General features: G+C 39.6%; 24 protein-coding genes and 5 pseudogenes. 8 read left to right on the forward strand and 21 right to left on the reverse strand.

What is annotated here, in order from left to right; translation table 11 throughout:
• Positions 1-327: 327 nt before the first annotated feature.
• The 3 genes from NZD81_RS06235 to NZD81_RS06245 all read right to left on the reverse strand — a co-directional run bounded on the left by NZD81_RS06235 (position 328) and on the right by NZD81_RS06245 (position 2,191).
• Complete coding sequence (locus NZD81_RS06235; protein WP_003231681.1) at positions 328-492, reverse strand: hypothetical protein; 165 nt, start codon at positions 490-492, stop codon at positions 328-330.
• Between the two features lie 264 nt (positions 493-756).
• A complete protein-coding gene (locus tag NZD81_RS06240; RefSeq protein ID WP_282372176.1) occupies positions 757-1,398 on the reverse strand; it encodes a DUF3885 domain-containing protein in 642 nt (213 codons plus the stop codon).
• 280 nt (positions 1,399-1,678) lie between these two features.
• Positions 1,679-2,191, reverse strand: a complete 513-nt coding sequence (locus NZD81_RS06245) for a GNAT family N-acetyltransferase (RefSeq protein ID WP_069839407.1) — start codon at positions 2,189-2,191, stop codon at positions 1,679-1,681.
• 289 nt (positions 2,192-2,480) lie between these two features.
• Between NZD81_RS06245 and NZD81_RS06250 the strand changes: the two genes are divergently transcribed.
• Positions 2,481-3,617 carry a response regulator aspartate phosphatase gene (locus NZD81_RS06250; protein WP_282372175.1) on the forward strand — a complete coding sequence of 379 codons (1,137 nt, stop codon included), beginning with the start codon at positions 2,481-2,483 and terminating at the stop codon, positions 3,615-3,617.
• Positions 3,607-3,783 (forward strand): aspartate phosphatase, encoded by a 177-nt coding sequence (locus NZD81_RS06255; RefSeq protein WP_282372174.1) that lies wholly within the window; start codon positions 3,607-3,609, stop codon positions 3,781-3,783. The genes NZD81_RS06250 and NZD81_RS06255 overlap by 11 nt, the downstream gene beginning before the upstream one ends.
• 41 nt (positions 3,784-3,824) lie before the next feature.
• Here NZD81_RS06255 and NZD81_RS06260 read toward each other — a convergent pair.
• Positions 3,825-4,409, reverse strand: a pseudogene (locus tag NZD81_RS06260) (DinB/UmuC family translesion DNA polymerase); the annotation flags it as partial.
• A 43-nt stretch (positions 4,410-4,452) separates the two neighbouring features.
• On the opposite strand from NZD81_RS06260, the pseudogene NZD81_RS06265 reads away from it, so the two are divergent.
• Together NZD81_RS06265 and NZD81_RS06270 are read left to right on the forward strand one after the other, a co-directional pair.
• Positions 4,453-4,677: pseudogene (locus NZD81_RS06265) on the forward strand (HNH/ENDO VII family nuclease); the annotation flags it as partial.
• Between the two features lie 14 nt (positions 4,678-4,691).
• The gene (locus NZD81_RS06270) at positions 4,692-5,150 is read left to right on the forward strand and encodes an SMI1/KNR4 family protein (RefSeq protein WP_282372173.1); all 459 of its coding nucleotides are present in this window, start codon (positions 4,692-4,694) and stop codon (positions 5,148-5,150) included.
• Between the two features lie 662 nt (positions 5,151-5,812).
• Here NZD81_RS06270 and NZD81_RS06275 read toward each other — a convergent pair.
• Both NZD81_RS06275 and NZD81_RS06280 read right to left on the reverse strand, forming a co-directional pair.
• Positions 5,813-6,620: pseudogene (locus NZD81_RS06275) on the reverse strand (peptidoglycan recognition protein family protein).
• 42 nt (positions 6,621-6,662) lie between these two features.
• A pseudogene (locus tag NZD81_RS06280) lies at positions 6,663-6,865 on the reverse strand (phage holin family protein); the annotation flags it as partial.
• A 900-nt stretch (positions 6,866-7,765) separates the two neighbouring features.
• Here NZD81_RS06280 and NZD81_RS06285 point away from each other — a divergent pair.
• Genes NZD81_RS06285 through NZD81_RS06295 form a run of 3 tightly spaced genes read left to right on the forward strand, consistent with a single transcriptional unit; the run spans position 7,766 to position 10,237 of the window.
• Positions 7,766-9,625, forward strand: a complete 1,860-nt coding sequence (locus NZD81_RS06285) for a ribonuclease YeeF family protein (RefSeq protein WP_282372172.1) — start codon at positions 7,766-7,768, stop codon at positions 9,623-9,625.
• A gap of 18 nt (positions 9,626-9,643) precedes the next feature.
• Positions 9,644-9,934 (forward strand): contact-dependent growth inhibition system immunity protein, encoded by a 291-nt coding sequence (locus tag NZD81_RS06290; RefSeq protein WP_069839412.1) that lies wholly within the window; start codon positions 9,644-9,646, stop codon positions 9,932-9,934.
• Positions 9,935-9,937: 3 nt separating this feature from the next.
• Positions 9,938-10,237 (forward strand): contact-dependent growth inhibition system immunity protein, encoded by a 300-nt coding sequence (locus NZD81_RS06295; protein WP_282372170.1) that lies wholly within the window; start codon positions 9,938-9,940, stop codon positions 10,235-10,237.
• Positions 10,238-10,275: 38 nt separating this feature from the next.
• Here NZD81_RS06295 and NZD81_RS06300 read toward each other — a convergent pair.
• The 7 genes and pseudogenes from NZD81_RS06300 to NZD81_RS06330 form a co-directional block, all read right to left on the reverse strand.
• Positions 10,276-10,421: pseudogene (locus NZD81_RS06300) on the reverse strand (peptidoglycan-binding domain-containing protein); the annotation flags it as partial.
• A gap of 84 nt (positions 10,422-10,505) precedes the next feature.
• On the reverse strand, positions 10,506-11,840 hold the full coding sequence (glnA, locus tag NZD81_RS06305; protein WP_014664076.1) for a type I glutamate--ammonia ligase: 1,335 nt from the start codon (positions 11,838-11,840) through the stop codon (positions 10,506-10,508).
• A gap of 58 nt (positions 11,841-11,898) precedes the next feature.
• Positions 11,899-12,306, reverse strand: coding sequence for a transcriptional repressor GlnR (gene glnR / locus NZD81_RS06310; protein ID WP_014664075.1), 408 nt, complete (start codon positions 12,304-12,306; stop codon positions 11,899-11,901).
• Between the two features lie 109 nt (positions 12,307-12,415).
• On the reverse strand, positions 12,416-13,681 hold the full coding sequence (locus NZD81_RS06315; RefSeq protein ID WP_282374315.1) for a methionine gamma-lyase family protein: 1,266 nt from the start codon (positions 13,679-13,681) through the stop codon (positions 12,416-12,418).
• Between the two features lie 17 nt (positions 13,682-13,698).
• Positions 13,699-14,961, reverse strand: coding sequence for a GTPase HflX (gene hflX, locus NZD81_RS06320; RefSeq protein WP_040083090.1), 1,263 nt, complete (start codon positions 14,959-14,961; stop codon positions 13,699-13,701).
• 132 nt (positions 14,962-15,093) lie between these two features.
• Positions 15,094-16,062 (reverse strand): stage V sporulation protein K, encoded by a 969-nt coding sequence (spoVK, locus tag NZD81_RS06325; RefSeq protein WP_003231746.1) that lies wholly within the window; start codon positions 16,060-16,062, stop codon positions 15,094-15,096.
• A gap of 252 nt (positions 16,063-16,314) precedes the next feature.
• A complete protein-coding gene (locus tag NZD81_RS06330; RefSeq protein ID WP_282372166.1) occupies positions 16,315-16,530 on the reverse strand; it encodes a hypothetical protein in 216 nt (71 codons plus the stop codon).
• 178 nt (positions 16,531-16,708) lie between these two features.
• On the opposite strand from NZD81_RS06330, the gene cwlC reads away from it, so the two are divergent.
• The gene (gene cwlC / locus NZD81_RS06335; protein WP_282372163.1) at positions 16,709-17,476 is read left to right on the forward strand and encodes a sporulation-specific N-acetylmuramoyl-L-alanine amidase; all 768 of its coding nucleotides are present in this window, start codon (positions 16,709-16,711) and stop codon (positions 17,474-17,476) included.
• A gap of 63 nt (positions 17,477-17,539) precedes the next feature.
• On the opposite strand, the gene NZD81_RS06340 is transcribed toward cwlC, so the two are convergent.
• From NZD81_RS06340 to miaA, 8 genes are all read right to left on the reverse strand, one after another.
• Entirely contained in the window at positions 17,540-18,160 is a 621-nt protein-coding gene (locus tag NZD81_RS06340; protein ID WP_282372161.1) for a hypothetical protein, read from the reverse strand.
• Between the two features lie 48 nt (positions 18,161-18,208).
• Positions 18,209-19,198, reverse strand: a complete 990-nt coding sequence (gene nrdF, locus NZD81_RS06345) for a class 1b ribonucleoside-diphosphate reductase subunit beta (protein ID WP_014664066.1) — start codon at positions 19,196-19,198, stop codon at positions 18,209-18,211.
• Positions 19,199-19,215: 17 nt separating this feature from the next.
• Positions 19,216-21,318: a class 1b ribonucleoside-diphosphate reductase subunit alpha gene (gene nrdE / locus NZD81_RS06350; protein ID WP_040083095.1), complete on the reverse strand. Its 2,103-nt coding sequence runs from the start codon at positions 21,316-21,318 to the stop codon at positions 19,216-19,218.
• Positions 21,278-21,670: a class Ib ribonucleoside-diphosphate reductase assembly flavoprotein NrdI gene (nrdI, locus tag NZD81_RS06355; protein ID WP_040083097.1), complete on the reverse strand. Its 393-nt coding sequence runs from the start codon at positions 21,668-21,670 to the stop codon at positions 21,278-21,280. The genes nrdE and nrdI overlap by 41 nt, the downstream gene beginning before the upstream one ends.
• A gap of 243 nt (positions 21,671-21,913) precedes the next feature.
• A complete protein-coding gene (locus NZD81_RS06360) occupies positions 21,914-22,144 on the reverse strand; it encodes a hypothetical protein (protein ID WP_003245262.1) in 231 nt (76 codons plus the stop codon).
• An 81-nt stretch (positions 22,145-22,225) separates the two neighbouring features.
• Positions 22,226-22,498 carry a YmzC family protein gene (locus NZD81_RS06365; RefSeq protein ID WP_040083098.1) on the reverse strand — a complete coding sequence of 91 codons (273 nt, stop codon included), beginning with the start codon at positions 22,496-22,498 and terminating at the stop codon, positions 22,226-22,228.
• 200 nt (positions 22,499-22,698) lie between these two features.
• Positions 22,699-22,920, reverse strand: a complete 222-nt coding sequence (hfq, locus tag NZD81_RS06370; protein ID WP_003221097.1) for an RNA chaperone Hfq — start codon at positions 22,918-22,920, stop codon at positions 22,699-22,701.
• A 39-nt stretch (positions 22,921-22,959) separates the two neighbouring features.
• Positions 22,960-23,904 carry a tRNA (adenosine(37)-N6)-dimethylallyltransferase MiaA gene (miaA, locus tag NZD81_RS06375; protein ID WP_014664061.1) on the reverse strand — a complete coding sequence of 315 codons (945 nt, stop codon included), beginning with the start codon at positions 23,902-23,904 and terminating at the stop codon, positions 22,960-22,962.
• Between the last annotated feature and the right edge of the window lie 96 nt (positions 23,905-24,000).

Consider the following 24,000-nt stretch of genomic DNA (forward strand, 5'->3'; position numbering starts at 1 on the left):
TTAAGAGTTTGATAAAGGTGATTACAGGATGTATGGAGACTGTTAGCGAATGGCAAGCTTGGTCATGAGTAGAAAGAAAAGGAATGGCCAGAGTAGTTTATGTTATAAGTCCAACCCTACATACATATATCAATACAGGAATAAATAAGAAACAAAAACAGAGAAGCTTTCAACAGGAGTAGAACTGGCAAGACTGTGTTAAACACTATGATTTATCCAAACTTATTTTAATCTTAAAAATTTAATTGAGGGTAAAAACAAAAGAGAATACAGAAATTAATTCTGTATTAATTTATTCAATAATCGTGAAAGTCATCTGTACAATATCTAAAAAGCCTTAAATACTGAATTAAAGAAAAACATCAATATGATAATGGCTAGCACAACAACAATTTCAAAAGTATGTGAACTGCCATCTTCTTTTTCTCGTTCTTTCTTCTCCCTCATTTGCTCCCTATACTTTCTTTGTATTTCATCCTTTTTTTTATCCATCTTACTCGACCCCTTTCATCATAAAGTAAAGTCAAGCAATTCTGAAATTTCCCATTCCTTTCTGTTGACACTTAATTTAATCCAATCCTCATCATCGCATATGGTTTTTTGAAATGGACAACTAATTGAATCATTCATTTCTCAGCCCGACCTTTAGAATCCTTAATTACGTAAAACCATTTTAGCTGTTGTCCCATGGCTTGTCGGACTTAACTAGAGCCATATAAAACTTAGATTTTTTTCAGTTTCTATTAAAAAAGAGTATTACATGTGCTTATACTCTTCTACCCAGTCGTGATATTTTTCATAAAGGTGGCGTATTCGTTTGAAATCAAGAGCTATGACTTCACATCCGCGGTCATCATAGATAAAGAAAATAATGTCTTTTGTAATGTTCACAAAGAAAACATCAGGGTAATCAATAGAGTAACCTCCGAATTTCGGTTTCAATGGGAAATCCTCGTTACTGGCGGCTTTAAGTAATTCAGTTACACGTAAGTCTCGAGGTTTGCATAACAAGGAAAATTGCTGCATCTCATATTCTTCAGCTTTATTGATTTCGAAAGGGTAGGGATATGTCTTCACCATCATTTGATTCAAAAGATTTTTACACTTTAGAAACGGTTGATATACCTTTAATTTTCTTATACATTTCTCTTTCTTTTTGTGCTTATACATATTCGCCACAAGGAATATGTCATCATTTTGTTCGAATAATTCATTAAAAATAATTGAGATTTGTTCATATACAACCTGAAACATCTTTAGATTCAATTCTTCATTTGCTTTGAGTTGATAGATATTTTCCCCAAGACAAAAATGGATTCCTGTGCCCCATTGATTATAGATGCTAGGAATTAATTCGAGGTTTTGAAACCTTTCCTCCATATACCCTATTACATTCATTCACACATTCTCACTTTCGGTTAATCGGATGATTTTATGTAGACCTAGAAAAATTGTAATTCCTTCCTAAGATTCTAACTTTAGTATACCATTTTCACTTTGGGCGATCGATAGAAATATGGTCTTTTTGGAACCCCCTAAAAGATAATGAACATCTGTGGCTTGTTCACTTTATTCTCTGAGTTCAATGACATATTAAGCAATTCAACATAGATCAATTCATACTAAGGCAAAAGTGAGAAGATCGGTTATAAAATGATTAACGCTAGATCAGTATAGTTCAATTCCACTCATCCTCTAAAATAGCGTAATAATATTCATCCCACCACTCATTGCCTTTTGGAATACACTTTTTAAAAAAGCCTTCTCGTCTCATTCCAATCTTCTCCATAACTCGGTATGATGGAATATTCTCAGGTTGACAAGTAGCTATAATCCTATGTAATTTCATTTCTTTAAATCCGTATTCCAAGATAGCCTGCGCTGCTTCAGAAGCATACCCTTTATTTTGATAATTCGGATTAAACACCCACCCAATCTCATATGTATGTTCACCAAAATACTTATGAAAAACAATATGGCCGATAAGTAAATCTTCATCTATTAGTATGACAGGAAATTTTTCAGCGTCATCACCTTTGTTTTTATTTACAAATGCTTTTGCTTCTTCTTCAGTAAAAACCCCTTCTGGTATATACTTCATCACATTAATATCTGATGTATACGCATATACAGCTTGCCAATCTTTGAATTCGAATTCACGTATCAATAACCTTTTTGTTGTGATATGCATTAAAGTAACTCCCCCTCACATTTACTTCATCTTTATTTCGATATGAAGACAACAATAACCTCTTTAAATGACTATCCTTATTCAACAATATTGCCTCTTACTTGAATCAACTGATTCTGATAGTGAACAAGCAATGGATTATGATTCACCGAGATAAACCTTCTACCCTTCTCTTAATTGAGAAGGTTTTTTTTTTCGTTTTTTAAGATAACATTAATCTTCCTTATTCATTTAAATATGATAAAATATGACATATTAGTCTATTGGATACATATAGGGAGGGATTTCAATGGAGCAATTAATTCCGTCATCCGCAGTTGGAGTTAAAATCAATGAGTGGTATAAATACATACGGATGTTCGCCGTTCCAGATGCAGAGATATTAAAAGCAGAGGTTGAAGAAGAAATAAAACATATGGAGGAAGACCAAGATTTATTGCTGTACTATTCTCTCATGTGTTTTCGCCATCAAATAATGCTGGATTACCTTGAACCAAAAACAATGAACGAAGAACGGCCTGAAATTTCAGACTTATTAGAAAAGATTGAAAGTAACCAAACTGATTTGAAAGGGATTCTTGAATATTATTTTAACTTTTTCCGTGGAATGTATGAATTTGAACAATACGAATATCTTAATGCCATAAGCTTCTATAAGCAAGCCGAGAGAAAATTATCACTTGTTGCAGATGAGATTGAACGAGCAGAATTCCACTACAAAGTTGCAGAAATTTATTATCATATGAAGCAAACTCATATGTCGATGCATCACATTGTTCAAGCAATTGATAGTTATAAAGCACATGAAAACTACACTGTAAGAGTTATTCAATGCTCATTTGTCATCGGTCTAAACTATTTGGATATGGACTTCCCTGAAAAAGCGATCCCTCATTTTAAAGATGCTCTAGATAAAGCAAGAGAAATCGATATGTCACGATTAATCGGATCATCTCTGTACAATCTTGGCTTATGTTTATTTGCTGAGGAAGCTTATGAAAAGGCAGCTGAGTACTTTAAGGAGGGTATTAGAGTATACCAGGATAATGGGTATGAGCACTCAAATCGTTTATTAGACATCTTACTTATGTTGACAAAAACCACATTTAAAATGAGAAATCACTCCGAGGGAACTTCTTGGTGTGCACATGGTCTGTCTTTATCCAAAGATTTAAACGATGAGATAATGGCCAAAATGTTTGAATTCATTCATGCCCTATATGTAGATAACGACAAAGGAAAATTAAATTCGATTCTAAATTATTTAGAATTAAAGTCAATGTTTTCAGACGTGGAGGATTTAGCAGCAGATGCAGCGAAGTATTACAATGAAAAAGAAGACCATAAAGTGGCTGTTGTTTATTATGAGAAAGTGCTTTATGCCCGTAAACAAATTCAGAGAGGGGATTGTCTTTATGAAACTTAAGCATGCATCTGTCTTAATTTTAGCCATTGTTTTAATTGGATTTGCAAGCATTTATTTAACTAACACTCAAAAAGATGTCCAAGAAGCACGCAGAGGACATACGTCCAGTATTGGTTTTACTGATGGTCATTCGTATGAAATTGCAAGCAGAGGACATACTTCTTAATATTTTTTTCTTATACCCCCTCCAAATTGAGGAGGTTATTTTTATGATTTATGTCCCCCAGTAAGTCCAGCTCTGTGGAGTGCAGTTCCTGCAGGTGTATAAGAAACTGCTCTCAGAATTGCTTTCGATCCGTATTTGCTTCTAATCCCATCCATGACAAAACCGAGTTTCCTTCTCTTTTCATTATCCGCTTCAAATAAACTCAACTGCTGGTTAACATCTTCCTCAATATTTGATAACGTAACTGAGATACTTCTCACTGTTTTACCCGAGTGAAATTTATTAAAGAGCATTAAGCAGCATCTATAAATATCCATTGTGATATTTGTAGGAAGATCAATTGTTTTGGCTCGATGAAATCCACAACCAAGCTCATCTTTACTGTAGCCAATTCCTAGACTTATTGTTCAGCCAACTTTATTATGTGCACGTGCGCTTCTTGCGACCTCACAAATCTCTAGAAGAACAGCTTTAATCTCTTCTTTTCTTGTGTAATCCCTCAGTAAAATCTGACTCTTACCAAAACTAATCTGCCCCTGCATCAACGGAGCGCCGATTTCTGATAAATCAATTCCATGAGCATGATAATACAACTGGTTTCCCATTATGCCGAACTTTTTAGGTAGAGGAGTTCGTAAAGGTTCAAATGAAGTTAAAGATATGACTAATGCAAAAGATGGAACCCAAATTAATGTGCATCATTTGATTCAAGAAGAGCCTGGCAATATGCTCGAGATACCTGAAAGCTGGCACAATAAGTACAGTGATGTTTTGCATGGATTAAAAGAGAATGGACAAAGTTTTAGAAACGATCCAGTACTTGATAAACAATATAAAAGCTTTAGGAGAAGGTATTGGAGATGGAGAGCTCAGCAATTTGAGAACCAAGAATAAGAGGCGAAAGTTTAATGGATTATTCAAAAGTGAAAACTTTCTTTGATGAAAATAAAGAAAATTCAATTCTCACCGGGGGAGTCACTGAAGATCAGATTAGAGAAATAGAAGAGGATCTTAATATAACCCTTCCAGACAGCTATAAATGGTTTTTAACTGAGTATGGTTCAGGGGGAGCATACGGGACAATGATACTCGGATATGATTCTCACGGTGCTGAAGTTGTTGAACAGACCAATGAATATAAAAAATATTATAACCTTTTCGATGGTCTTGTAGTGATCGAATATGTTGATGAATTTTCTTATTGTCTTGACACTAACAAGATGAAAGAAGGAGAATGCCCTGTCATCCTTTGGGATAACCAAGAGGGATATGGTAAACAAGTTGGTAGCACATTCCTAGAGTTTTTAATAGAAGAGCTTGAAGAAACGAAAGACGACTGGATTGATGATGGAGACTGGGACGATTAAGTCAAAGGATTGCAATTTAGAGCCCCTCATTATATGAGAGGCTCTTTTATTACTTCAATTTCTCTTCAATTTTCGCTTTAGTCTTAGGTCCATAAATATTGTCCTGCCTAAGCCCCTGTATAGAATAGAAAACTGCACTCATTTTGTTTTAAAATGAAGTATGGAACACATATAGTAGTTATTGCTGGCTGTATGTGCAACTTAATGTCAATTTTACTTTGGAGAAGCATTACGTTCATCTTGAATAGTTCGATCAAAGTTCAAATGAAAATACTCGAATTAAGTCCTTTTGAGAAAAGGAGGGATTTGTGATTTTTTATTATGAAGTAATTTGTATAAGTTGCAGGAAAAGATTTAAAGTATATGAAGGCACATTGAAATATAAGCAAGTTAAAGAAAACATGAAAGGAAAATATACTTGTGAAGAATGTAGTCATAACATACGTTTAGAGGCTATAAAAAACTTTTTTAGATAACATTTTTTGGAATTTCTTATAGTATGTTAACTAGAAAACTGCAAAAGCCTGATCTAATAGGCTTTCTTTTTTGCATAAAAAACCCCCGATTTATTCATCGAGGGTATATTTTTATGCTTAAATCGTCCTTTTTTATTCTTATCGGTATAAAAATACGAGATTTTTCAACCTCGTCAATTCACAAACTTATTTTAAAAGCTTTTCAATTTCCGCCTTTGTTTTCGGCCCATAAATACCGTCAGCTTTTAATCCATTCATTAGCTGGAACCGTCGTACGGCATCGGCGGTTTTCGGTCCATAATAGCTATCGATCCCAAAGTTTTTGGCTTTCTTATCCGGATAGAAATGCAATGCCGATAACGCTGTTTGAATTTGCTCAACTGCATTGCTGTGCATCAATGGGCTCTTCACTTTAAAAATGCCGGAAGGTAGATTAAAGGACGATTTCTTTTTTGCTTGAGCTTGATTTTTTAACTGTCTTAGATGAAGTTGTTTTCTTGCTAGATGTTTTGCCGCCAAGCGCTTTTAATTCAGCATCAGTTGCAGCTTTGACTTCATCCCAGCGCCCTTCTGACAAGATACGATGCGGGCAATACTTTCCGCTCTAATCTTGATGCTTCCGCACACGATCAACATCCTCGTTCTTTAAGCAGCTGCGCCACAAATTTAATAGCCAGCTTTTCTGCCGCGTAGTATTTAGCCCCTCCTGACTTGCTGTAGCAGATTTCAACGCCAATAGACTTACGGCGTTTGTACCGTCGCCTGTGTGCCATGCATTGCGATTTAACGGCAGGCCTTGAATAACCTCTTTATCATCAACTGCAAAGTGAACACTCGTTGAACTGGTGTTTCCGGTCATGTAACTGACCTCGTTAGCAGCTGACGCGTCGTCTGCCGTGTTGTGAATGGTGATGTATTCAGCGTCCATGTGATTCGGGCATTCCAAACCGTATTTAGCTTCTGATACAAGATTCATTTTCACTTTGATTGTCATAAGTGTACTCTCCTTTATTTTGATATAGAAAAAGCCGCCGGGTTACCCAGCAGCCTGTTCATCTTTTTCGTTTGTTTGTTCGTTGTCACTTTCGATTAGGTGAAGACGATCAGTAATGGCAGGCGGAATCTTAACGCCAATCTGTGCAAGGCTCTCCGTAATGGAAAGTCCCTCATTAAAAGAACGGTTCCAAATGTCAGGACACCGTTCAGATTGAGGATTGTATCTACGATATTTGCCACAATTGGAGTTAGATTCATAACTTCAAATTTTTTTGGTCATATTTTTGGTCAAGGACCAAAAATATTGTTCTCTTAATCTTTTGACCAAAATTTAAAAATCCCCTGACACCAATAGTGCCAAGGAATTGAGAGATTAATACTGAGACATATACTGTTCGCGTTCCCAAGGATGTACTTGTGTGCGGAACATGATTCTTTAGATAAAAGAGCTAATCTATAACAATCAAAACCCTTACTTATCAAGCGTTTCAGCAAATTCATTCGTTTAGATTTGTAATACATTAAGTATGATTAGTTAATTTTTTTGGTCAAATTTTGGTCTTAATTTTGGTCAAAAGCATGTTTTATGAATAATATGCTTACTACCTAGGAGGGAGTTAATCACCCCTATTGAATCATTGATTTAATAGGATTTATAACAATATTTTTGTGCGAAGTTTGCGCAAAAATATATTTGGAATTCTTTTTGCTTGTTTACTTTTTCTTCCCTCTAAACTTTTGGGAATAATAATATATCAGATAAACAATCAGAAAGACTAATGTAGCCATGGCAACATAGTATAATGGCATCGCCAAAAAAGGAGCAAAATTCGCTATGACCATCAGTATAATGATGGCTATTCCATATAAACTTATAAAGCGTAGTAATGCCATATTATCTCCCCTTGCTGTTTTCATCATTTTAACAAAAAAAGTAAGGTGCTAAAGGGCTATTTTTGTTATGCGATATCCATGCACGGACTGGAACCGCCTGACTTCGTAAACGGTCTTCAATTAATTCAGATAGGCAAAATGACACAGATCAAATTAATCATTTCTCACTTTTGAATCACATCCGTGTCTGTTTCTTCATTTTCCCATGGTAAAATCTTGTTGGAGCTATTCAAACGAAAGGATATGATCATGAAAGTATTTGAAGCCAAATCACTGCTTTCTGAAGCAGATAAACGTGCAAAAGAATACAAGGAATTAAGAAGTCAGATGGTCAATCTAAAAAAGGCTTTTAAAGCTGTAGCTGATTTGGATGACAGTGAGTTTTCCGGCAAAGGCGCCGACAACATTAAAGCATTTTATCAAGACCACGCAGGTGTAGCTGACAATTGGATTGACTTACTTGATATGAAAATTGCTTTCTTGACAAGCATTTCAGGCACTCTAGAGGACGCCAGCTTATCTGATGCATATATAGAAGAATCCTTCTTAGAACACGAACTGGCCAACGCCTACACAAAATCAAAATCCATAATGTCTGAACAAAAGAAAGCGATGAAAGATATCTTACATGATATCGATGACATCCTCCCACTTGATTTGTTCTCGACAGAAACCTTTAAAGACGAACTCGCCGATGCGGAGAACCAACGCAAAAAAGCAGTCAATAAAGTAGACAGCGTTGACGAAGCACTTGTTTCTGAATATGCTCAGTCAGAGCCAAACGAGCAATTCATCAAGAAGGACTTTCAAAAGCTTGAGGAATCCACTGGCAAGGGTAAGAATGCTACACCCATCCACTACAATGCCAAAGCGTATAGAGAAAGTGACATACATAAGAAAAAAGGCGATATTGAGAAACAAACTGAAGGTTATTTGAAGATCAAGAAAGATGAAGCAAAAGAACGAGAAATCAAAGAATTGAAGAAGAAGCTAGCTGATGGCGTGACGGATCCGGATGAATACTTAGAAATTGCCAAGAAGGTCGGATATGAGAACCTTACCTCTGAACAGCTTGAATTTGTTTCATTTCTTGAACAGCGTAAAGCTTTCATGGATAACGGAAAAGAAGTGTTGCAAATCATAGGTGATGGCGCCAAGGGTGCGATTGTTGGTTTATACGATCTTGCCAAGGATACCGGTGAAGGAGCCATTCAATTCGGATGGAATATCGGTTGGACAATTGACAACTTAAACAAGAATCCTCAAAAAGTGCTTGATACAGTTCTGGAATACGACTATCAAGCTGCCTTTCAAAGTATGGTCGACACATTGAAGGATAATTGGGATACAAAAATGATTCACGGGGATGCATACACACGGCTGCACTATGTTACTTATTTGGGCGGAAGTCTTCTGTTATTGAAAGGTGGAAAGTCCTCTGTCTCAACAGGCTCGAAGGATCTTGCTAAAGTTGGGAAAACAGCTAGTGATACAATTAAGAAAGGTGGAAAGTCTGTAAAACAGTTTGTCAAATCTCCTGTTAACCGGTATACTCCTGCATTAGAAGGAATCCTTCAAGATGCTGAGAATACCATTAATGTGAAAAATACTCCGCTGCTAAAAAGTATTGTGGAAGATAAAAAAGAGAGTGTTCTCAGAAGAACTGAAAGTTCTAACAACATGGGTACAGGTAATGTCAAACAAGGTGATAGTACCCCTCTCGCACCTGGCGGCGGATTAGCTGCTCATGAAGCAAAAGGCGGGCATCTTATAGAAAGACATGTCGGGAAGACTGATGGCGAATTATTTCAACGTTTAATAAAAGATACAAAAATCTCTGGGTCTTCTTCATTTAAAGATAGAGCTACTGCAGAAAAAGTCGCCAGTTCAGTTCTAAGTGATCCAAAAAACATTACTAAAATAAAAAAATGGCTCTCTAATCCTAACAGTAGACGTACTCTTCCTTTAAGATACAAAGGTGATGGAGAAGTTCTCGGCAGAAGAGTAGAAAAAGGTTCAAATGTTGCTAAGGATGCTACCAACGCTACAATAGTATTGAAAAAGAGTAAAAATGGGGAATTTATTTTAACTGGCTATCCTACAAAATAAAAGGAGTTCTGAATAACAATGTACGAGAATTATGATACTCTGGAAGAATTAAGTGATTTTTTAGAAGGAACATTTCACCAGGACATGGGTTCACCAGAACAAGCTTTGAAAGAATTTATAGCTGAATCAAGTAAAGAATGCTTAGTTTTCACAATAAAATTTTGTGAAGAGTTTTTAAATGAAAACATATCTGACCAAGAGAAAGAAAGTTTTATAAAATCATATACGGAGATTTATTTTCCGGCAATCGATTTAACTCCTTTACAATGGTTGAAAAAAGTAATTATAGAAATAAAAGAGGCTATATAAGCAATGATTGAAATTAAAGTTTCTGATCCTGTATTTAGATTTCTCGGTGGACATTTCCACCAAGATATAGAATCTCCTGAAGATGCTCTTAATGAATATCTAAATGAAGCATCACAAAAGCTAAAAGAAAGAGATTTAATAGTACTAACTGAGTTTTTAAATAGTGATTATTCAGAAGAAGACAAGAATGAATTTATAGAGGGAGTAGCGGATGGTATATACTTTCCTGAAGATGATATAACACCCTTAAAATGGCTTAAGCAAGTCACTGAACAAATTAGAAAACACCTTAAAACAACATAGTTAGAAAAAGAGCCCTCTTTTAAGAAGGGCTTCTTTTATTAATTCAATTTCGCTTCAATTTTCGCTTTAGTCTTAGGTCCATAAATGCAGTCAGGCCACATACTGACTGGAACCGTTTGACTGCATTTGCTGTTTTCAGACCATACACGCCGTCAATACCGTTATTCCTCGTCCTTTTGTCTGGTGTTACAGGATCTATATTAAATTATTAAATTGTTTAACTAATAAAAAAATCCCCTGACACCAATAGTGCCAAGGGATTGATAGATTAATATTGAGACATATATTGTTCGCGCTCCCAAGGATGAACTTGTGTGCGGAACATATCCCATTCGATTTCTTTTGCTTCGATGAAGTGTTCGAATAGGTGCTCGCCCAGCGCTTTGACCATGACTTCGTTTGATTTGAATTCTTCTAGCGCTTCCGCAAGAGTTGCTGGAAGGTCAACGATTCCGTTTTCCATGCGCTCTTCTTTGCTCATCACATAGATGTTGCGGTCGATTGGAGCTGGCGCTTCCAGTTTGTTTTTGATTCCGTCTAATCCTGCAGCAAGCAATACGCTAAGTGCAAGGTACGGGTTAGCAGCTGGGTCTACACTGCGTACTTCAACACGTGTGCTGATGCCGCGGGAAGCCGGGATACGGATAAGCGGGCTTCTGTTTTGCGCGCTCCATGCTACATAACAAGGTGCTTCATAGCCAGGAACAAGACGTTTGTAAGAGTTTACTGTCGGGTTTGTTACTGCTGTAAAGCTTGTTGCGTGCTTCACGATACCTGCAATAAAGTGTTTCGCTGTTTCACTTAGCTGAAGATCTGCGTTTTCGTCAAAGAATGCATTAACACCATTTTTGAAGAGTGATAGATTGCAGTGCATACCTGAACCGTTCACACCGAACAATGGTTTTGGCATAAATGTCGCATGCAGGCCGTGTTTGCGGGCAATTGTTTTGACAACTAGTTTAAATGTTTGGATGTCATCACAAGAGCGGACTGCTCCAGCATATTTAAAGTCGATTTCGTGCTGACCAGGTGCTACTTCGTGGTGAGACGCTTCGATTTCAAAGCCCATCTCTTCAAGCTCAAGTACGATATCGCGGCGGCAGTTTTCTCCTAAATCAGTTGGAGCTAAGTCGAAATATCCGCCTTTGTCGTTTAGTTCAAGCGTTGGCTCGCCTTTTTCGTCTAATTTGAATAAGAAGAATTCAGGCTCAGGTCCAAGGTTGAAATCGCTGAAGCCGAGGTCTTCCATTTCTTTCAGAATCCGTTTTAAGTTGTTTCGCGGGTCACCTTCGAAAGGTGTGCCATCCGGATTATAAATATCACAGATGAAACGTGCTACTTTACCTTTTTCAGCTGTCCATGGGAAGATAACAAATGTATTTAGATCTGGATACAGGTACATGTCTGACTCTTCGATACGAACGAATCCCTCAATAGAAGAACCGTCAAACATGACTTTATTATCAAGCGCTTTTCCAAGCTGGCTTACAGGAATCTCAACATTCTTGATTGTTCCAAGAATGTCAGTAAATTGAAGACGGATATACTTCACGTTTTCTTCTTTTACTAATGTTTCGATATCTTCTCTAGTGTACTTTGCCATTTGGTAAAATTCCTCCTCTTAAAAGGTAAATGTATATAGCAAAACAGTTGCTAACGGATTAATGAAAGAAGCGGGACATGTCGCCTTGACGGAATGTATTCCCTCTTTGAAAACGGCCGGCTTGCATAAGCTCGTTTTTCAGGAGCTGTCTCAGTTCGTCATCAGACAGATCATGTTTCATTGGTTTTTTCGTCTTCTCATTTTGTTTCTTCTCCGGCTCGGCTTCCGCCTTCGCCAGAATCTGTTTAATTCCTGCCATGTTTACACCTTGTTCTATCAGGTGCTTGATTTCTAACAGTTTATCTACATCATGAAATGAAAATAATCGTCTATTCCCTTCACTTCTGGCTGGAAATATCAGTCCATTTTCCTCATAATATCGAATTTGTCTTGCTGATAACTCCGTTAACTGCATGACAATTCCTATTGGAAATAAAGGCATTGAGCGGCGAATATTATCACTCATCTCAATTTCCTCCTTTTCTTAACTTAGTTTCATTATAGGTGATGTTATATTTTGTGTCAATACGATGTAAGGATTCTTAACATCAAATTAAGAGAAATTTTTTAAAAATTTAAATTAATTGCTTTTCCATCAGTGAGTCTACCGCACTGCATATGGCATTCTTCACATGCGAATAGGTTAATCCTCCCTGAACATACGCTACATACGGCGGGCGAATAGGGCCATCAGCTGATAATTCAATGCTTGCTCCTTGAATAAATGTGCCTGCTGCCATAATGACATCATCCTCGTATCCCGGCATATAGGCCGGATAAGGCGTCACATGAGCATTGATTGGCGATGCAAATTGAATAGCCTGGCAAAAAGCAATCATCTTTGCTCTGTCAGAAAACTCAACGGATTGTATTAAATCCGTTCTTTTCGCATCCCATTTCGGGTTTGAAGTGAAGCCGAGTTTTTCAAGAAATCTCGCTGTAAACACCGCTCCCTTTAGACTTTGAGACACAACGTGAGGGGCCAAAAAGAATCCTTGATACATTTCTTGGAGCGAGTAAAGAGACGCCCCTGCTTCTCTGCCGATGCCAGGTGACGTCATACGGTATGAGCAAGCTTCAATCCATTTCGCTTTTCCAACAAGGTAACCGCCTGTTTTCGCAAGACCTCCGCCAGGATTTTTAATAAGAGATCCAGCCATCAGGTCGGCTCCGACATGGCAAGGCTCAAGCTCTTCCACAAATTCTCCGTAACAGTTGTCCACAAAGACGATCAAGTTTTCATTGATTTCTTTTACAAAACGGATCATTTCTTTTATTTCACTAATTAAGAAAGAAGGGCGATTGGCATACCCTTTTGAGCGCTGAATGCCGATTACTTTGGTCTTCGGATTAATCGCAGCGGCGACTGCATCGTAGTCTATCCTTCCGTCTTCCGTCAGATCAACCGCATTGTAGCCGATTTGAAAATCCTTTAATGATCCAGCGTTTTCTCCGCCTCTGACGCCCACAATTTCCTCTAACGTATCATACGGCTTGCCCGTTATATAAAGGAGCTCGTCCCCCGGTCTGAGGACACCGAACAAAGCAATCGAGATGGCATGTGTGCCTGAAATGATTTGCGGCCTTACAAGCCCCGCTTCTCCGCCAAACACATCCGCATATATGCTTTCAAGCGTGTCTCTTCCGATATCATCGTAGCCGTATCCAGTAGACGGCGTGAAATGCGTGTCGCTTACTTTGTGTTTTCTATAGCTTTGAAGCACTCTCCATTCATTGCGCTCGCTGATTTCTTCTATTTGTTTATGAACCCCGGCAATGTCCGCTTCCACTTCCATTGCCGTTTTTTTGAGTAATTCTCCGTGTGTTAATGTGTCAAACATGTCTTTATATTTCCTTCCTACATATACTTCTTTAATTCACCGATGATACTTTGCTCTTCTTGGACATAGCCCGATATGTCATACCGTTCATTTTCTTCATTAAAATAGAAGCGGTCTACCATCGTTTCCGATTTGATTCTGGAAAGGAGCTTCCCTTCACTTGCCGGCACATGTGCTTCAAAAGACGTTAACAGCTCTTTGCGCAAATAGCGCTGAATCGCTTCTTTAAAGGTTTCATCGTCGTCCTCAAATTTCGCACTGACCATAATATGATCCCTTCCGGCGGACGGTATAAAATCAGGCAGTCTTTGATCACGTTTATTGTAAGCCGTGAGCATCGGGATATCATCTGCTTCAAGTTCCTCAAGCAGACGAAGGACTGTTTTTTCATGTCCCACATAATCCTCATTTGAAGAATCAATTAAATGCAGGATCAAATCCGCTTCTTTTACTTCCTCAAGCGTTGACCGGAATGCAGCAATCAATGTCGTTGGAAGATCCTGAATAAATCCTACTGTATCTGAAAGAAGAACACTGTAGCCGCTTGGCAGGACCATTTTTCTGGTCATCGGGTCCAGCGTGGCAAACAGGAGATCTTCTTCATAGCTGTCAGCACTCGTCAGGCGGTTGAACCATGTTGATTTCCCCGCGTTTGTATAGCCGACAAGCGCAATTTGAAGCACACCGTTTTTCTTTCTTCTTTCTCGGTATCGGCTTCTATGACGAATGACAGTTGAAAGCTGTGTGTTGATTTCATGAATGCGATTTCTGATATGGCGGCGGTCGGTCTCCAATTTCGTTTCCCCGGGACCTCTGGCACCAATTCCTCCGCCTTGCCGGGAGAGGTTGATCCCTTGTCCCGTCAGACGCGGCAGTGCATATTGCAGCTGAGCCAGCTCAATTTGAAGTTTGCCTTCTCTTGTTCTCGCCCGCTTTGCGAAAATATCTAATATCAATTGCGTGCGGTCAATCATCTTCACTTCGATTGCTGTTGCCAATGACTTCAGCTGGCTTGGCGACAGTTCATCATTAAAAATGAGGAGATCAGCATCAAGCTCTTCCACCAGCGCCTTCAGCTCTTCTACCTTCCCTTTTCCTATATATGTAGCGGCGTCAGCCCTGTTCCGTTTTTGCGTGACGCTGGTCAATACTTTTCCGTCTGCTGTTTTTGTCAGAGATGCTAGCTCTTCCATAGAATTTTCAAAATGCTCATCCGTGATATGCGGCAGCTGACATCCGACTAAAATGGCTTTCTCCTGAATCGTTTCTTGTTCGTTCAAATGGATGTTCCTTTCTTTTGCATATTGGGCAGTAGTATTATCATACCAAACCCTGCATGTGTATACCACAAATCGATTGCTTTGAAAAGCAGAAATACAAGCAAAAAACAGACCTCTCAAAAACTGAGAGGTCTATGCAGATCCAGATGCTTCTTCTTTAATGGAAAGATCTTGGCTTTTGATTGTCATCAAGTCGCTTTTTAAGTATTGGTCTCCCATTAAAAGCCTCATGGCTTGTGCTCTGATCGATTTTTCGATCACATTTCTGACAAAACGTCCATTGCTGAATTTAATGGGACTTGTCGTGCTTTTCACTGTCATTAAGTAATCTTTCAATTTCCATTCCGCTTCTTGACTGAGCTGGTATTCCCTTTCATCAATCATTCGTTTCGCAATCTCCATGAGCTGGGTCACAGAATAATCTGGAAAATCAATGGAGATGGGAAATCTTGATTGGAGGCCCGGGTTTAGCGAGAGGAAATGATCCATTTCCCGAGAATATCCGGCGAGTATCAAAATAAACTCATGCTGTTTGTCTTCCATATGTTTTACAAGTGTGTCGATCGCTTCTTTCCCAAAGTCCTTTTCGCCGCCTCTTGCCAGCGAGTAGGCTTCGTCTATAAACAAAATGCCGCCTAATGACTTTTTGATTAAATCTCTCGTCTTTTGGGCGGTGTGTCCAATATATTCCCCGACCAGATCAGCCCGCTCCGCTTCGATTAAGTGGCCTTTTGAGAGGACATTCATTTCAAAGAACAGCTTGCCGATCAGCCGTGCAACCGTCGTTTTTCCCGTTCCCGGATTTCCTTTAAACATCATGTGCAGCGCTTGTTTTCCCACCTTCAAGCCTTGCTCCGCGCGTTTTTGGTTCACAAAAATCCAGGCGTATATTTCCTTGATGTTGCGTTTCATTTCCTCCATCCCAACTAATGCGCTCATCTCTTTTTCAATTTCCTTCAAAATGCCGTGCTTTGCTTCGTTTTTTTGCAATGCAGCCTGATACTCCGCCTCTGCCTCAGCATTTGTCAGCACCTGCTTTTGCCCGTTCAGAATAATGTTGATCTGTCCGTTGTTTTTATAAGTCACAGCGCGCTCCAACATCTTCACCTCTCTGTTCTCTCTATATGATATTCAAGCGGATGCCGATTGTGACAAACGCCTATCATGTGTCGAATCAGTTGCTTTTTTCGGGAACGATAGGGAATCCTGCGCTTTCCCGAGAAATACTTTATTTCTTATTGTATTCACGGACATGGGGTGGACAAACCATGAGATTTTGTTTTTAATCATTTTATTAGAGTAATATCTACTTTTCTCCCTTCACGTTAGAAACATTGTTAATCCTTTTTTCATTCAAACGGGCTGTTTTTTTGTGCAAAGCGTATCATCCGCCCGAAGATCCCTGCGAAGGTGTTTTCCTTTTCTTCTAATGATATCTTTCATGACCGTTCCTTTTTTCAAAATGAACGGCGCTCTCATATCTAAATGCATGCTTTTAAAATGAAAGCACAGCTTAAAACCAGCAGGAATCAGTGCAGATAGAATCGAACCCATAATACTCACTAACATCTGACATATGCACATATTTCATTTCAGACCGTATCAGTTGTCGCTTCATGTTGAATTGTGCGCTTTCCCGAGAAATAATTTCCGGATGTTGAAGGGGTATTTCCTCATTTTTCAGATAAATGATAATCGTACAAGCAGAAGCCGTGTTTTTTCATATCCTGTAATGAGGTGATGAAGAATGGTTAAAATTTTTATTGATCCTGGCCATGGCGGGTCTGATCCTGGCGCAACAGGAAATGGCCTTCAAGAAAAAACGTTAACGCTGCAAATCGCTTTTGCCTTACGTACGATATTGACTAATGAATATGAAGGTATTTCTTTGCTGCTGAGCCGGACAAGCGACCAATATGTCAGCTTAAATGACCGCACATCTGCCGCAAATAACTGGGGAGCAGATTTCTTTTTATCCATTCACGTTAATTCCGGTGGAGGCACAGGTTTTGAAAGCTACATTTATCCAGGTGTAGGTGCCCCAACGACGTCTTATCAATCGACAATTCACTCTGAAGTGATACAAGCAGTCGACTTTGCCGATCGCGGCAAAAAAACAGCCAACTTCCACGTCCTAAGGGAGTCGGCCATGCCTGCCCTATTGACCGAAAACGGCTTCCTTGATACCGTTGCCGATGCAAACAAACTGAAAATAAGCAGCTTTATTCAAAGCTTAGCAAGAGGGCATGCAAACGGGCTGGAGCAAGCCTTTAACCTTAAAAAGACTTCCAGCTCAGGGTTATATAAGGTTCAAATCGGTGCATTTAAAGTCAAAGCGAATGCGGACTCGCTGGCAAAGAGTGCCGAAGCTAAAGGGTTTGACTCGATTGTCCTTTTAAAGGATGGATTATACAAAGTGCAGATTGGTGCATTTTCATCCAAAGACAATGCGGACGCTCTCGCTGCCAGAGCGAGAAATGCCGGCTTTGACGCTATCGTGATTCTGGAATCATAGTCGAGACGGAGACAAGCGTCTCATAAAAAAACCCGGCTCCTCATCACGAGAAACCGGGTTTTTTTATACGAGAATATCAACAACAAACTGTGACCATGTTTCCAGACGGTTATAGATGTCATCCTGTTTTAATTCAGAAACTTTCATCCATTTACCTGCAATTTGGTCTTTCTCTTTCACTTCCACTTGTGCGCCGGGCTTCAATTGAAGCGCAGAAAGAATACCGATATGCACTTTACCGACACTGTTTTCATCATCATTGATCAATCCCAGTGTGACAATCGCCTGTTTATCTTCTTCATTTATTTGCAGTTCTTCCTCAAGCTCACGGTCTGTGTTCAGCTTTAAGACTTCAGCAAATGAAGCTGCCCCTTCGATCGCGTTCATATGGCCGCCAAAGCCGAGAGAAAGTTTGTTGTGCAGGCGTGATTCACCGCCGCCGGCCAGCCGCTCGTAAAGGAAGACTTCATCTTCGCGCTTGATGACGACATAAGGTATCGGCTGCTTGAAACGCGGATCTTCTTCTGCGTCCCCTCTTCTCATTTCACGATAGGCAGCTTCAATCTGAGCCATGATTTCTGCTACTCTGCTATCTTCACTGTACACGCCCTGGAAGGTTAAGCTTTCTTTCTTAAACACATCATCACGCGGGGCGACTAAAATCATTTCGTCCATTTTTCCCATGGGTACTGCGTCCTCCTCATTTAACCTTCAAGCCGAAAAGAGCAGATATTATATCTGCTCTTTTTCATCTTCAAAATAAAAGTCATCATCTTTGAGCGGCTCAACTGTCGCTTTTTTATAACCGTTCCCCTTCATGGAGAAGAAGTCATGCGATTTAGTTTTTGTATTTAATCCGTTTAAAACGATCGGATTAATGTCTTCCTCTTCGAAGTATGGATCAAATCCAAGGTTCATGAGCGCTTTATTTGCATTATAGCGGATGAATTTCTTTACATCGTGTGAGAGTCCGACTTGATCGTACAAGTCCTCTGTATACTCAAGCTCATTTTCATATAACTCATTCAGAAGGTCGATCGCAAATTCACGAAGCTCTGCTTTTTTCTCTTCTGTCTGTTTATTATAAATTTCCTGCGCAAGGAGACCGACATACACGCCGTGAATCGCTTCATCACGAAGAATCAGGTTAATGATCTCACCGCTTTGCATCAGTTTTCCTTGTCCGTAGAAATATAACGGGTAATAGAAACCGCTGTAGAAAAGGAAGCTTTCCAGATAGACGGAAGCAACCATCGCTTTGAACAGTGATATTTCATCATCTTTTTGAATGGCTTTGTAAAGTCCGACAATCATTTGCGCTTTTTTCTGCAAATATTTATTTTGTTTAACCCATTCGAATACTTCATTGATCGTTTCAGTCGGTGCAAGGGTCATGAAGATATTAGAGTACGATTTCGCATGGACAGCGTTCTCCATCATCGCCATAAAGTTCAGCACCGCTTTCCGCTGGTGGCCGTCTACGTGTTCAGCCACGATCGGCATCCCCGTATTCCCCTGCTCTGTATCAAGAAGCGTAAGTCCGGCAAGTACCTTCATATAAGTGTCCTGCTCATTTTTTCCGAGGTACTTCCATGTGAGGAGATCGCCGTTTAAAGCAATCTCTTCCGGAAGCCAGAACTGTTTTACGTTTTGGTTATAGAACATTTGGGTAAAATCGTCTTCATGCTTTGACCAGTTTGCTGCGTCATAAATTTTTGTCACTATAAACTCTCCTTTAATCAAACAACACAAGAAAGGCAGCTGTCTTGCCCAGTATCTTTCGTTCTTGCATAGTAAATGGTTTTAATTCCTCTATGATGTGCATACAGATCGATTCGGTTTAAATCACGGGTCGTCATTGTGTCTTTTAAGAACAATGTGAAGCTGATGCCCTGATCAATGTGCTGTTGGATAGTCGCGATCATATCCACAACCTTGAACATGTCCATATCGTAGGCTTCTTTATAGAAGAACCAGTTATTAGATGCAAGCCCAGGCATTGGGTAATACGTTTTTGAGTTGCCGTATGTTCTTTCTTCAATTCGTTCCATAATCGGCATAACAGACGCCGTACTTGATTGCACGTATGAGATAGAGCCTGTCGGCGCAATGCATAATCTGTAGCTGTGATACATACCGTGTTCAGCGACAAATGCTTTTAGCTGTTTCCAATCCTCTGTCGTCGGGATATGCATCCCTTCAAACAGATTGGCGATTTTTTCGTATTTCGGCGAGAAATCAGTGGAAACGTATTTGTCGAAGTATTCACCCGTCGCATAGGTTGAGCCTTCATATTGATCAAACGTTTCGCCTTTCTCTTTTGCAATTTCCGCAGAACGCTGGATGGAGTAGAAGTTCACCATCATAAAGAACGTGTTTGCAAAGTCACGCGCTTCCGGGCTTTCATAAGCAATACCGTTTTGCGCAAGGTAACCGTGAAGGTTCATAGCGCCGAGACCAATTGATTTCATCGCTTTGTTTGCACGTCTTACAGCAGGTGCATTACGGATGTCAGTCGTTTCAGACACATGTGTTAAAGAGTCTGTCGCAAGCTTGACTGTTTTTTCGATTGATTTATGCTCCATAACATTGAGAATGTTAAGTGAGCCCAGGTTGCAGGAAATATCCAAACCGATTTCATCTTCTACATCATAGTCTGTGTATGAAGACACTTGAGATGCCTGCAGCACTTCAGAGCAAAGGTTAGAAAATTTCACCTTGGAAATATGGTTATTCGCATGCACTTTGTTCACGTTATCTTGGAACATGATGTATGGATAGCCTGATTCAGAACGAAGCATCGCCAGTTTTTCAAGCAGTTTCCGCGGATTAATTTTTTCCTTTTTGACCCGAGGGTTGTCGACAAATTTGTCGTACATTTCGTTCATGTCCATCTCATCCATGTGCTGGCCGTACTCTTTATAAATCGTGTGCGGATAGAATACATAAGCCGCTTTGTCCTCACGTGCAAGCTCAACGAACTTATCCGGAATGACAACACCGATAGAAAGCGTTTTGACACGCACATCTTCATCCGCAGAAATCTTTTTCGTATCAAGAAAATCATTGATATCGCGGTGGAAAATGTTTAAGTAAGCCGCGCCGGATCCTTGTCTTTGCCCCATTTGGTCAGCGTAACGGAACGCGTTATCAAGAAGCTTCATGACGCCTACAACGCCTTTTGTCGCATTTTCAACATCTTTAATGGCTTCACCTTTCGCACGGAGCTTGGACAGGTTAAGAGAAACCCCGCCGCCCAGTTTAGAAAGCTGCATGGAGATATCGATCGCTCTTGAGATATCGTTTAAGGAATCATTGACTTCCAGCAAGAAGCAGCTGACAAGTTCTCCGCGGCGTTTTCTGCCGGCATTCAAAAATGTCGGTGTGCTCGGTTGATATTCCTGATTGATCATCAGGTTCACATATTCTTTTGCTTTCTCAGTGTCGCCGTTGGCGAAGAACAGCGCAACAATTGAGATCCGGTCCTCATAACGCTCGAGGATTTTTTTCTTGTCATTCGTTTTCAAAGCATAGTCATTATAGAATTTAAACGCACTCATGAAGGAAGGAAAACGAAACTTCTTAGCGTAAGCTGTCTTAAACACTTCTTTAATGTCTTCAAAAGAATAAAGGCTTAAGAATTCCTCTTCGTAGTATTGGTTTTCAATCAAATAATCCAGCTTCTCTTTTAAATCGTGAAAGAAAACTGTGTTTTGATTGATATAGTCTACAAAATAGCTATGTACAGCCTCTTTATCCTTATCAAACTGGAATTTTCCATCTTTTTGGATCATGATTTCGTTATTTAACTGGATCCATTTTGGCACTTGATTTTGTGACAACTCTTTCTACCTCCTGAGTAAACAATTCAACGTCTTTAGATGTGCCGCTGAGTTCAAATTTGTGCAAGATCGGCACCTGATATTGTCTAGAAATGGTATCGGCGCTTTTTGCAAAGTTATCGCCCCATACTTTATTGCCGCTCGCAGCGACTCCTAATAAGAGATGGGCGTATTTTTCGAGAAATGATTGTGTTGATGCCGGTACCTGACCGAAGTTTGTCGTGTAGGTGACCAAAACAAACGGAGTGTCCACGTGGTCTATTTCGTCCACCTTGCGTATCTGCTGAAAGCCTATTTTATTCACAAACCGCTGAACATTCCCTGTTTTCGAATCAAATATGATTTGTACCACGTTTTATCACGACCTATCAAAAAATATGAATCTCTCATCACTAACACTATATATAGTATACTACCCTCTAGCAAAAACACAATATATAGATTCGTTTTTATGAAAAATTCATATTTTGATCAAATCAGGCAAATGGACAGACTCATTAGGGCCCAAAAAAGAGAGCAGAACGAGAATCATCTCTCGTCCTACTCGGGGTGTCGTTTTTTAGCCGATGTTTATCATAACATGAAAAAAAACTGCTTAGTAGTCTAGATTTTTTTTTCTTAAGCTATCACAGCATTTTTCGCTCTCTACTGTTTCTTCTATTTCAACATCCGCGCCGATCTCTTCTAAAACCGCCTTCAAAGCAGTGATAATTGACGCTTCTCTGATTAATTCTTTTCCGTTCACAATGATACTTGTTCCATATTCATAGCAAGAATCATCTTCGCAAATTTCTTCCCAATGATTCACGATCACTTTATGCTTCATTTTTTCACCCTCTGTTTGATCTGTGTCTGTATTTAGTTTAGCGGCTGGCATCCGCTTTGTAAATTCGAATGCTTGTGAATTTTATTCAAGCTCATCATCCGCGTATTCTTTCTTCAGCTTTACCTCATTGCGGGACTCATTATACTCATAAATTTTGATATAGCCGTCCTCCATCACGCCAAAATGATTATGTTCAAGCGGAAACGAGGTTGGCTGAGGCGTTTCATAGTCTGAATTGCCGCTGTCTGTTTCAATGATGGTATCTTGACTCCCGCACGCCCCGAACAGTAAAAAAACAGCTATCCACACAAGGGCGATCCTGATTCGTCTCAGTTCTGCTTCACTTTCAAACAAGGTCGCGTCACTCCCTAAGTTCATATTTATACATAATATACCATTTTTTCTTCAGTATGTTGTTCTCATAAAAAAAGACCGTGCCTTGGCATGGTCAGCTTACACAAAAAAGTTTGGAGCAAAAGTGAATTTACATGTTAAAAATGGCTGCCGAGAATCCCCCGGCAGCCTCCTTATGTCTTGACATGGCATTTTTTGATCTATTCGAGTTCAAGCTGGACGTTTTTTTGCGGCGCAAACGTTGAGATCGCATGTTTATATATAAGCTGCTGCTTACCTTCCGATTCCAGCAAAACGGTAAAGTTATCAAAGCCTTTTACCTGGCCCCGCAACTGAAAGCCGTTCAGCAAAAAAACAGTGACATACGTATTTTCTTTCCGGATTTGATTCAAAAACTGATCCTGAATATTAATCGGTTTCATGTTTCGTCCTCCTTGATTCTCTATATCATACAGTTTCGATTAAAGTTCGAGTTTTCCTGCTATATGTGTGAAAATTTCCTTTTTTTTCAGCTCCATATCAACTGGCGGTGTCATATCGAACCATGTAACTTGCATTTTATTGCGAAACCACGTCAGCTGGCGTTTCGCATACCGTCTTGAATTCTGCTTTAGTTGTTCAACAGCATCGGAAAGTGTCACAAAACCGTCAAAATATGCATAAAGCTCTTTATAGCCTATCGCCTGTATCGATTGACAGTCTCTCACGTTCTTGTCGTACAAGTGTTTCACTTCCGGAAGCAGACCTGCCTCCATCATCATATCGACCCGCCGGTTAATTCTTTCGTAAAGCGTGTCTCTATCCATTGTCAGCCCGATTAACACTGCATTGTACAGAAGTTCTCGTTTTTGTTCTTTTAAATGCTGCGACATCGTCTTTCCGGATGTATGTAAAATTTCCAGCGCGCGAATGACTCTTCTTGTATTATTGGGATGAATCACAGCTGCCGCCTCGGGATCTGCTGCAGCAAGTTTGGCATGAAGAAAATCAGCGCCTTCCCGTTCAGCTGCCATTTGCATGCTCTCTCGAAACGCAGGATCATTTGCCTCTTCCGTAAATGTATAATCGTAAAGCACAGATTGTATATATAGACCTGTACCGCCGACAATCATCGGAAGCTTTCCTCTATTTGCAATCTCGCTGATTTTGTTTCTTACTAAGCTTTGATAATCGGCGGTAGAGAAAGAGTCTTGGGGTTCTAAAATGTCAATCAGATGATGAGGAACTCCCTCCATCTCCTGTTCGGTAATTTTAGCTGTTCCAATATCCATCCCTTTATAAATCTGCATTGAATCTCCGCTGATAATTTCCGCGTTTAAAGATTTGGCTAGCTGAATACTTAAATTGGTTTTTCCCACTGCCGTCGGTCCGACTAAAATGACAACGGGCTGCTTCGTATTATTCAATATGTATCACTCTCTTTTATAAATCTCCCCCCATTATAGCATTCAACATGGACAACCACCTATCCATTTTGCCCTTTTTTTGCATCGGTAAACATC

Origin of the sequence: Bacillus sp. B.PNR1 (genome assembly GCF_030386235.1) — a bacterium.
GTDB lineage: Bacteria > Bacillota > Bacilli > Bacillales > Bacillaceae > Bacillus > Bacillus stercoris.

Coding starts and splice junctions, on each gene's coding strand:
- glnR (WP_014664075.1), bottom strand. CDS start 12,306: ATGAGTGATAATATTCGCCGCTCAATGCCTTTATTTCCAATAGGAATT.
- NZD81_RS06295 (WP_282372170.1), top strand. CDS start 9,938: ATGATTGAAATTAAAGTTTCTGATCCTGTATTTAGATTTCTCGGTGGA.
- spoVK (WP_003231746.1), bottom strand. CDS start 16,062: ATGTTGGAGCGCGCTGTGACTTATAAAAACAACGGACAGATCAACATT.
- hfq (WP_003221097.1), bottom strand. CDS start 22,920: ATGAAACCGATTAATATTCAGGATCAGTTTTTGAATCAAATCCGGAAA.
- cwlC (WP_282372163.1), top strand. CDS start 16,709: ATGGTTAAAATTTTTATTGATCCTGGCCATGGCGGGTCTGATCCTGGC.
- NZD81_RS06235 (WP_003231681.1), bottom strand. CDS start 492: ATGGATAAAAAAAAGGATGAAATACAAAGAAAGTATAGGGAGCAAATG.
- NZD81_RS06290 (WP_069839412.1), top strand. CDS start 9,644: ATGTACGAGAATTATGATACTCTGGAAGAATTAAGTGATTTTTTAGAA.
- NZD81_RS06240 (WP_282372176.1), bottom strand. CDS start 1,398: ATGAATGTAATAGGGTATATGGAGGAAAGGTTTCAAAACCTCGAATTA.
- NZD81_RS06250 (WP_282372175.1), top strand. CDS start 2,481: ATGGAGCAATTAATTCCGTCATCCGCAGTTGGAGTTAAAATCAATGAG.
- NZD81_RS06330 (WP_282372166.1), bottom strand. CDS start 16,530: ATGTTAGTGAGTATTATGGGTTCGATTCTATCTGCACTGATTCCTGCT.
- NZD81_RS06245 (WP_069839407.1), bottom strand. CDS start 2,191: ATGCATATCACAACAAAAAGGTTATTGATACGTGAATTCGAATTCAAA.
- NZD81_RS06360 (WP_003245262.1), bottom strand. CDS start 22,144: ATGAAGCATAAAGTGATCGTGAATCATTGGGAAGAAATTTGCGAAGAT.
- NZD81_RS06285 (WP_282372172.1), top strand. CDS start 7,766: ATGAAAGTATTTGAAGCCAAATCACTGCTTTCTGAAGCAGATAAACGT.
- NZD81_RS06270 (WP_282372173.1), top strand. CDS start 4,692: ATGGATTATTCAAAAGTGAAAACTTTCTTTGATGAAAATAAAGAAAAT.
- NZD81_RS06255 (WP_282372174.1), top strand. CDS start 3,607: ATGAAACTTAAGCATGCATCTGTCTTAATTTTAGCCATTGTTTTAATT.
- NZD81_RS06315 (WP_282374315.1), bottom strand. CDS start 13,681: ATGTTTGACACATTAACACACGGAGAATTACTCAAAAAAACGGCAATG.
- NZD81_RS06340 (WP_282372161.1), bottom strand. CDS start 18,160: ATGGGAAAAATGGACGAAATGATTTTAGTCGCCCCGCGTGATGATGTG.
- glnA (WP_014664076.1), bottom strand. CDS start 11,840: ATGGCAAAGTACACTAGAGAAGATATCGAAACATTAGTAAAAGAAGAA.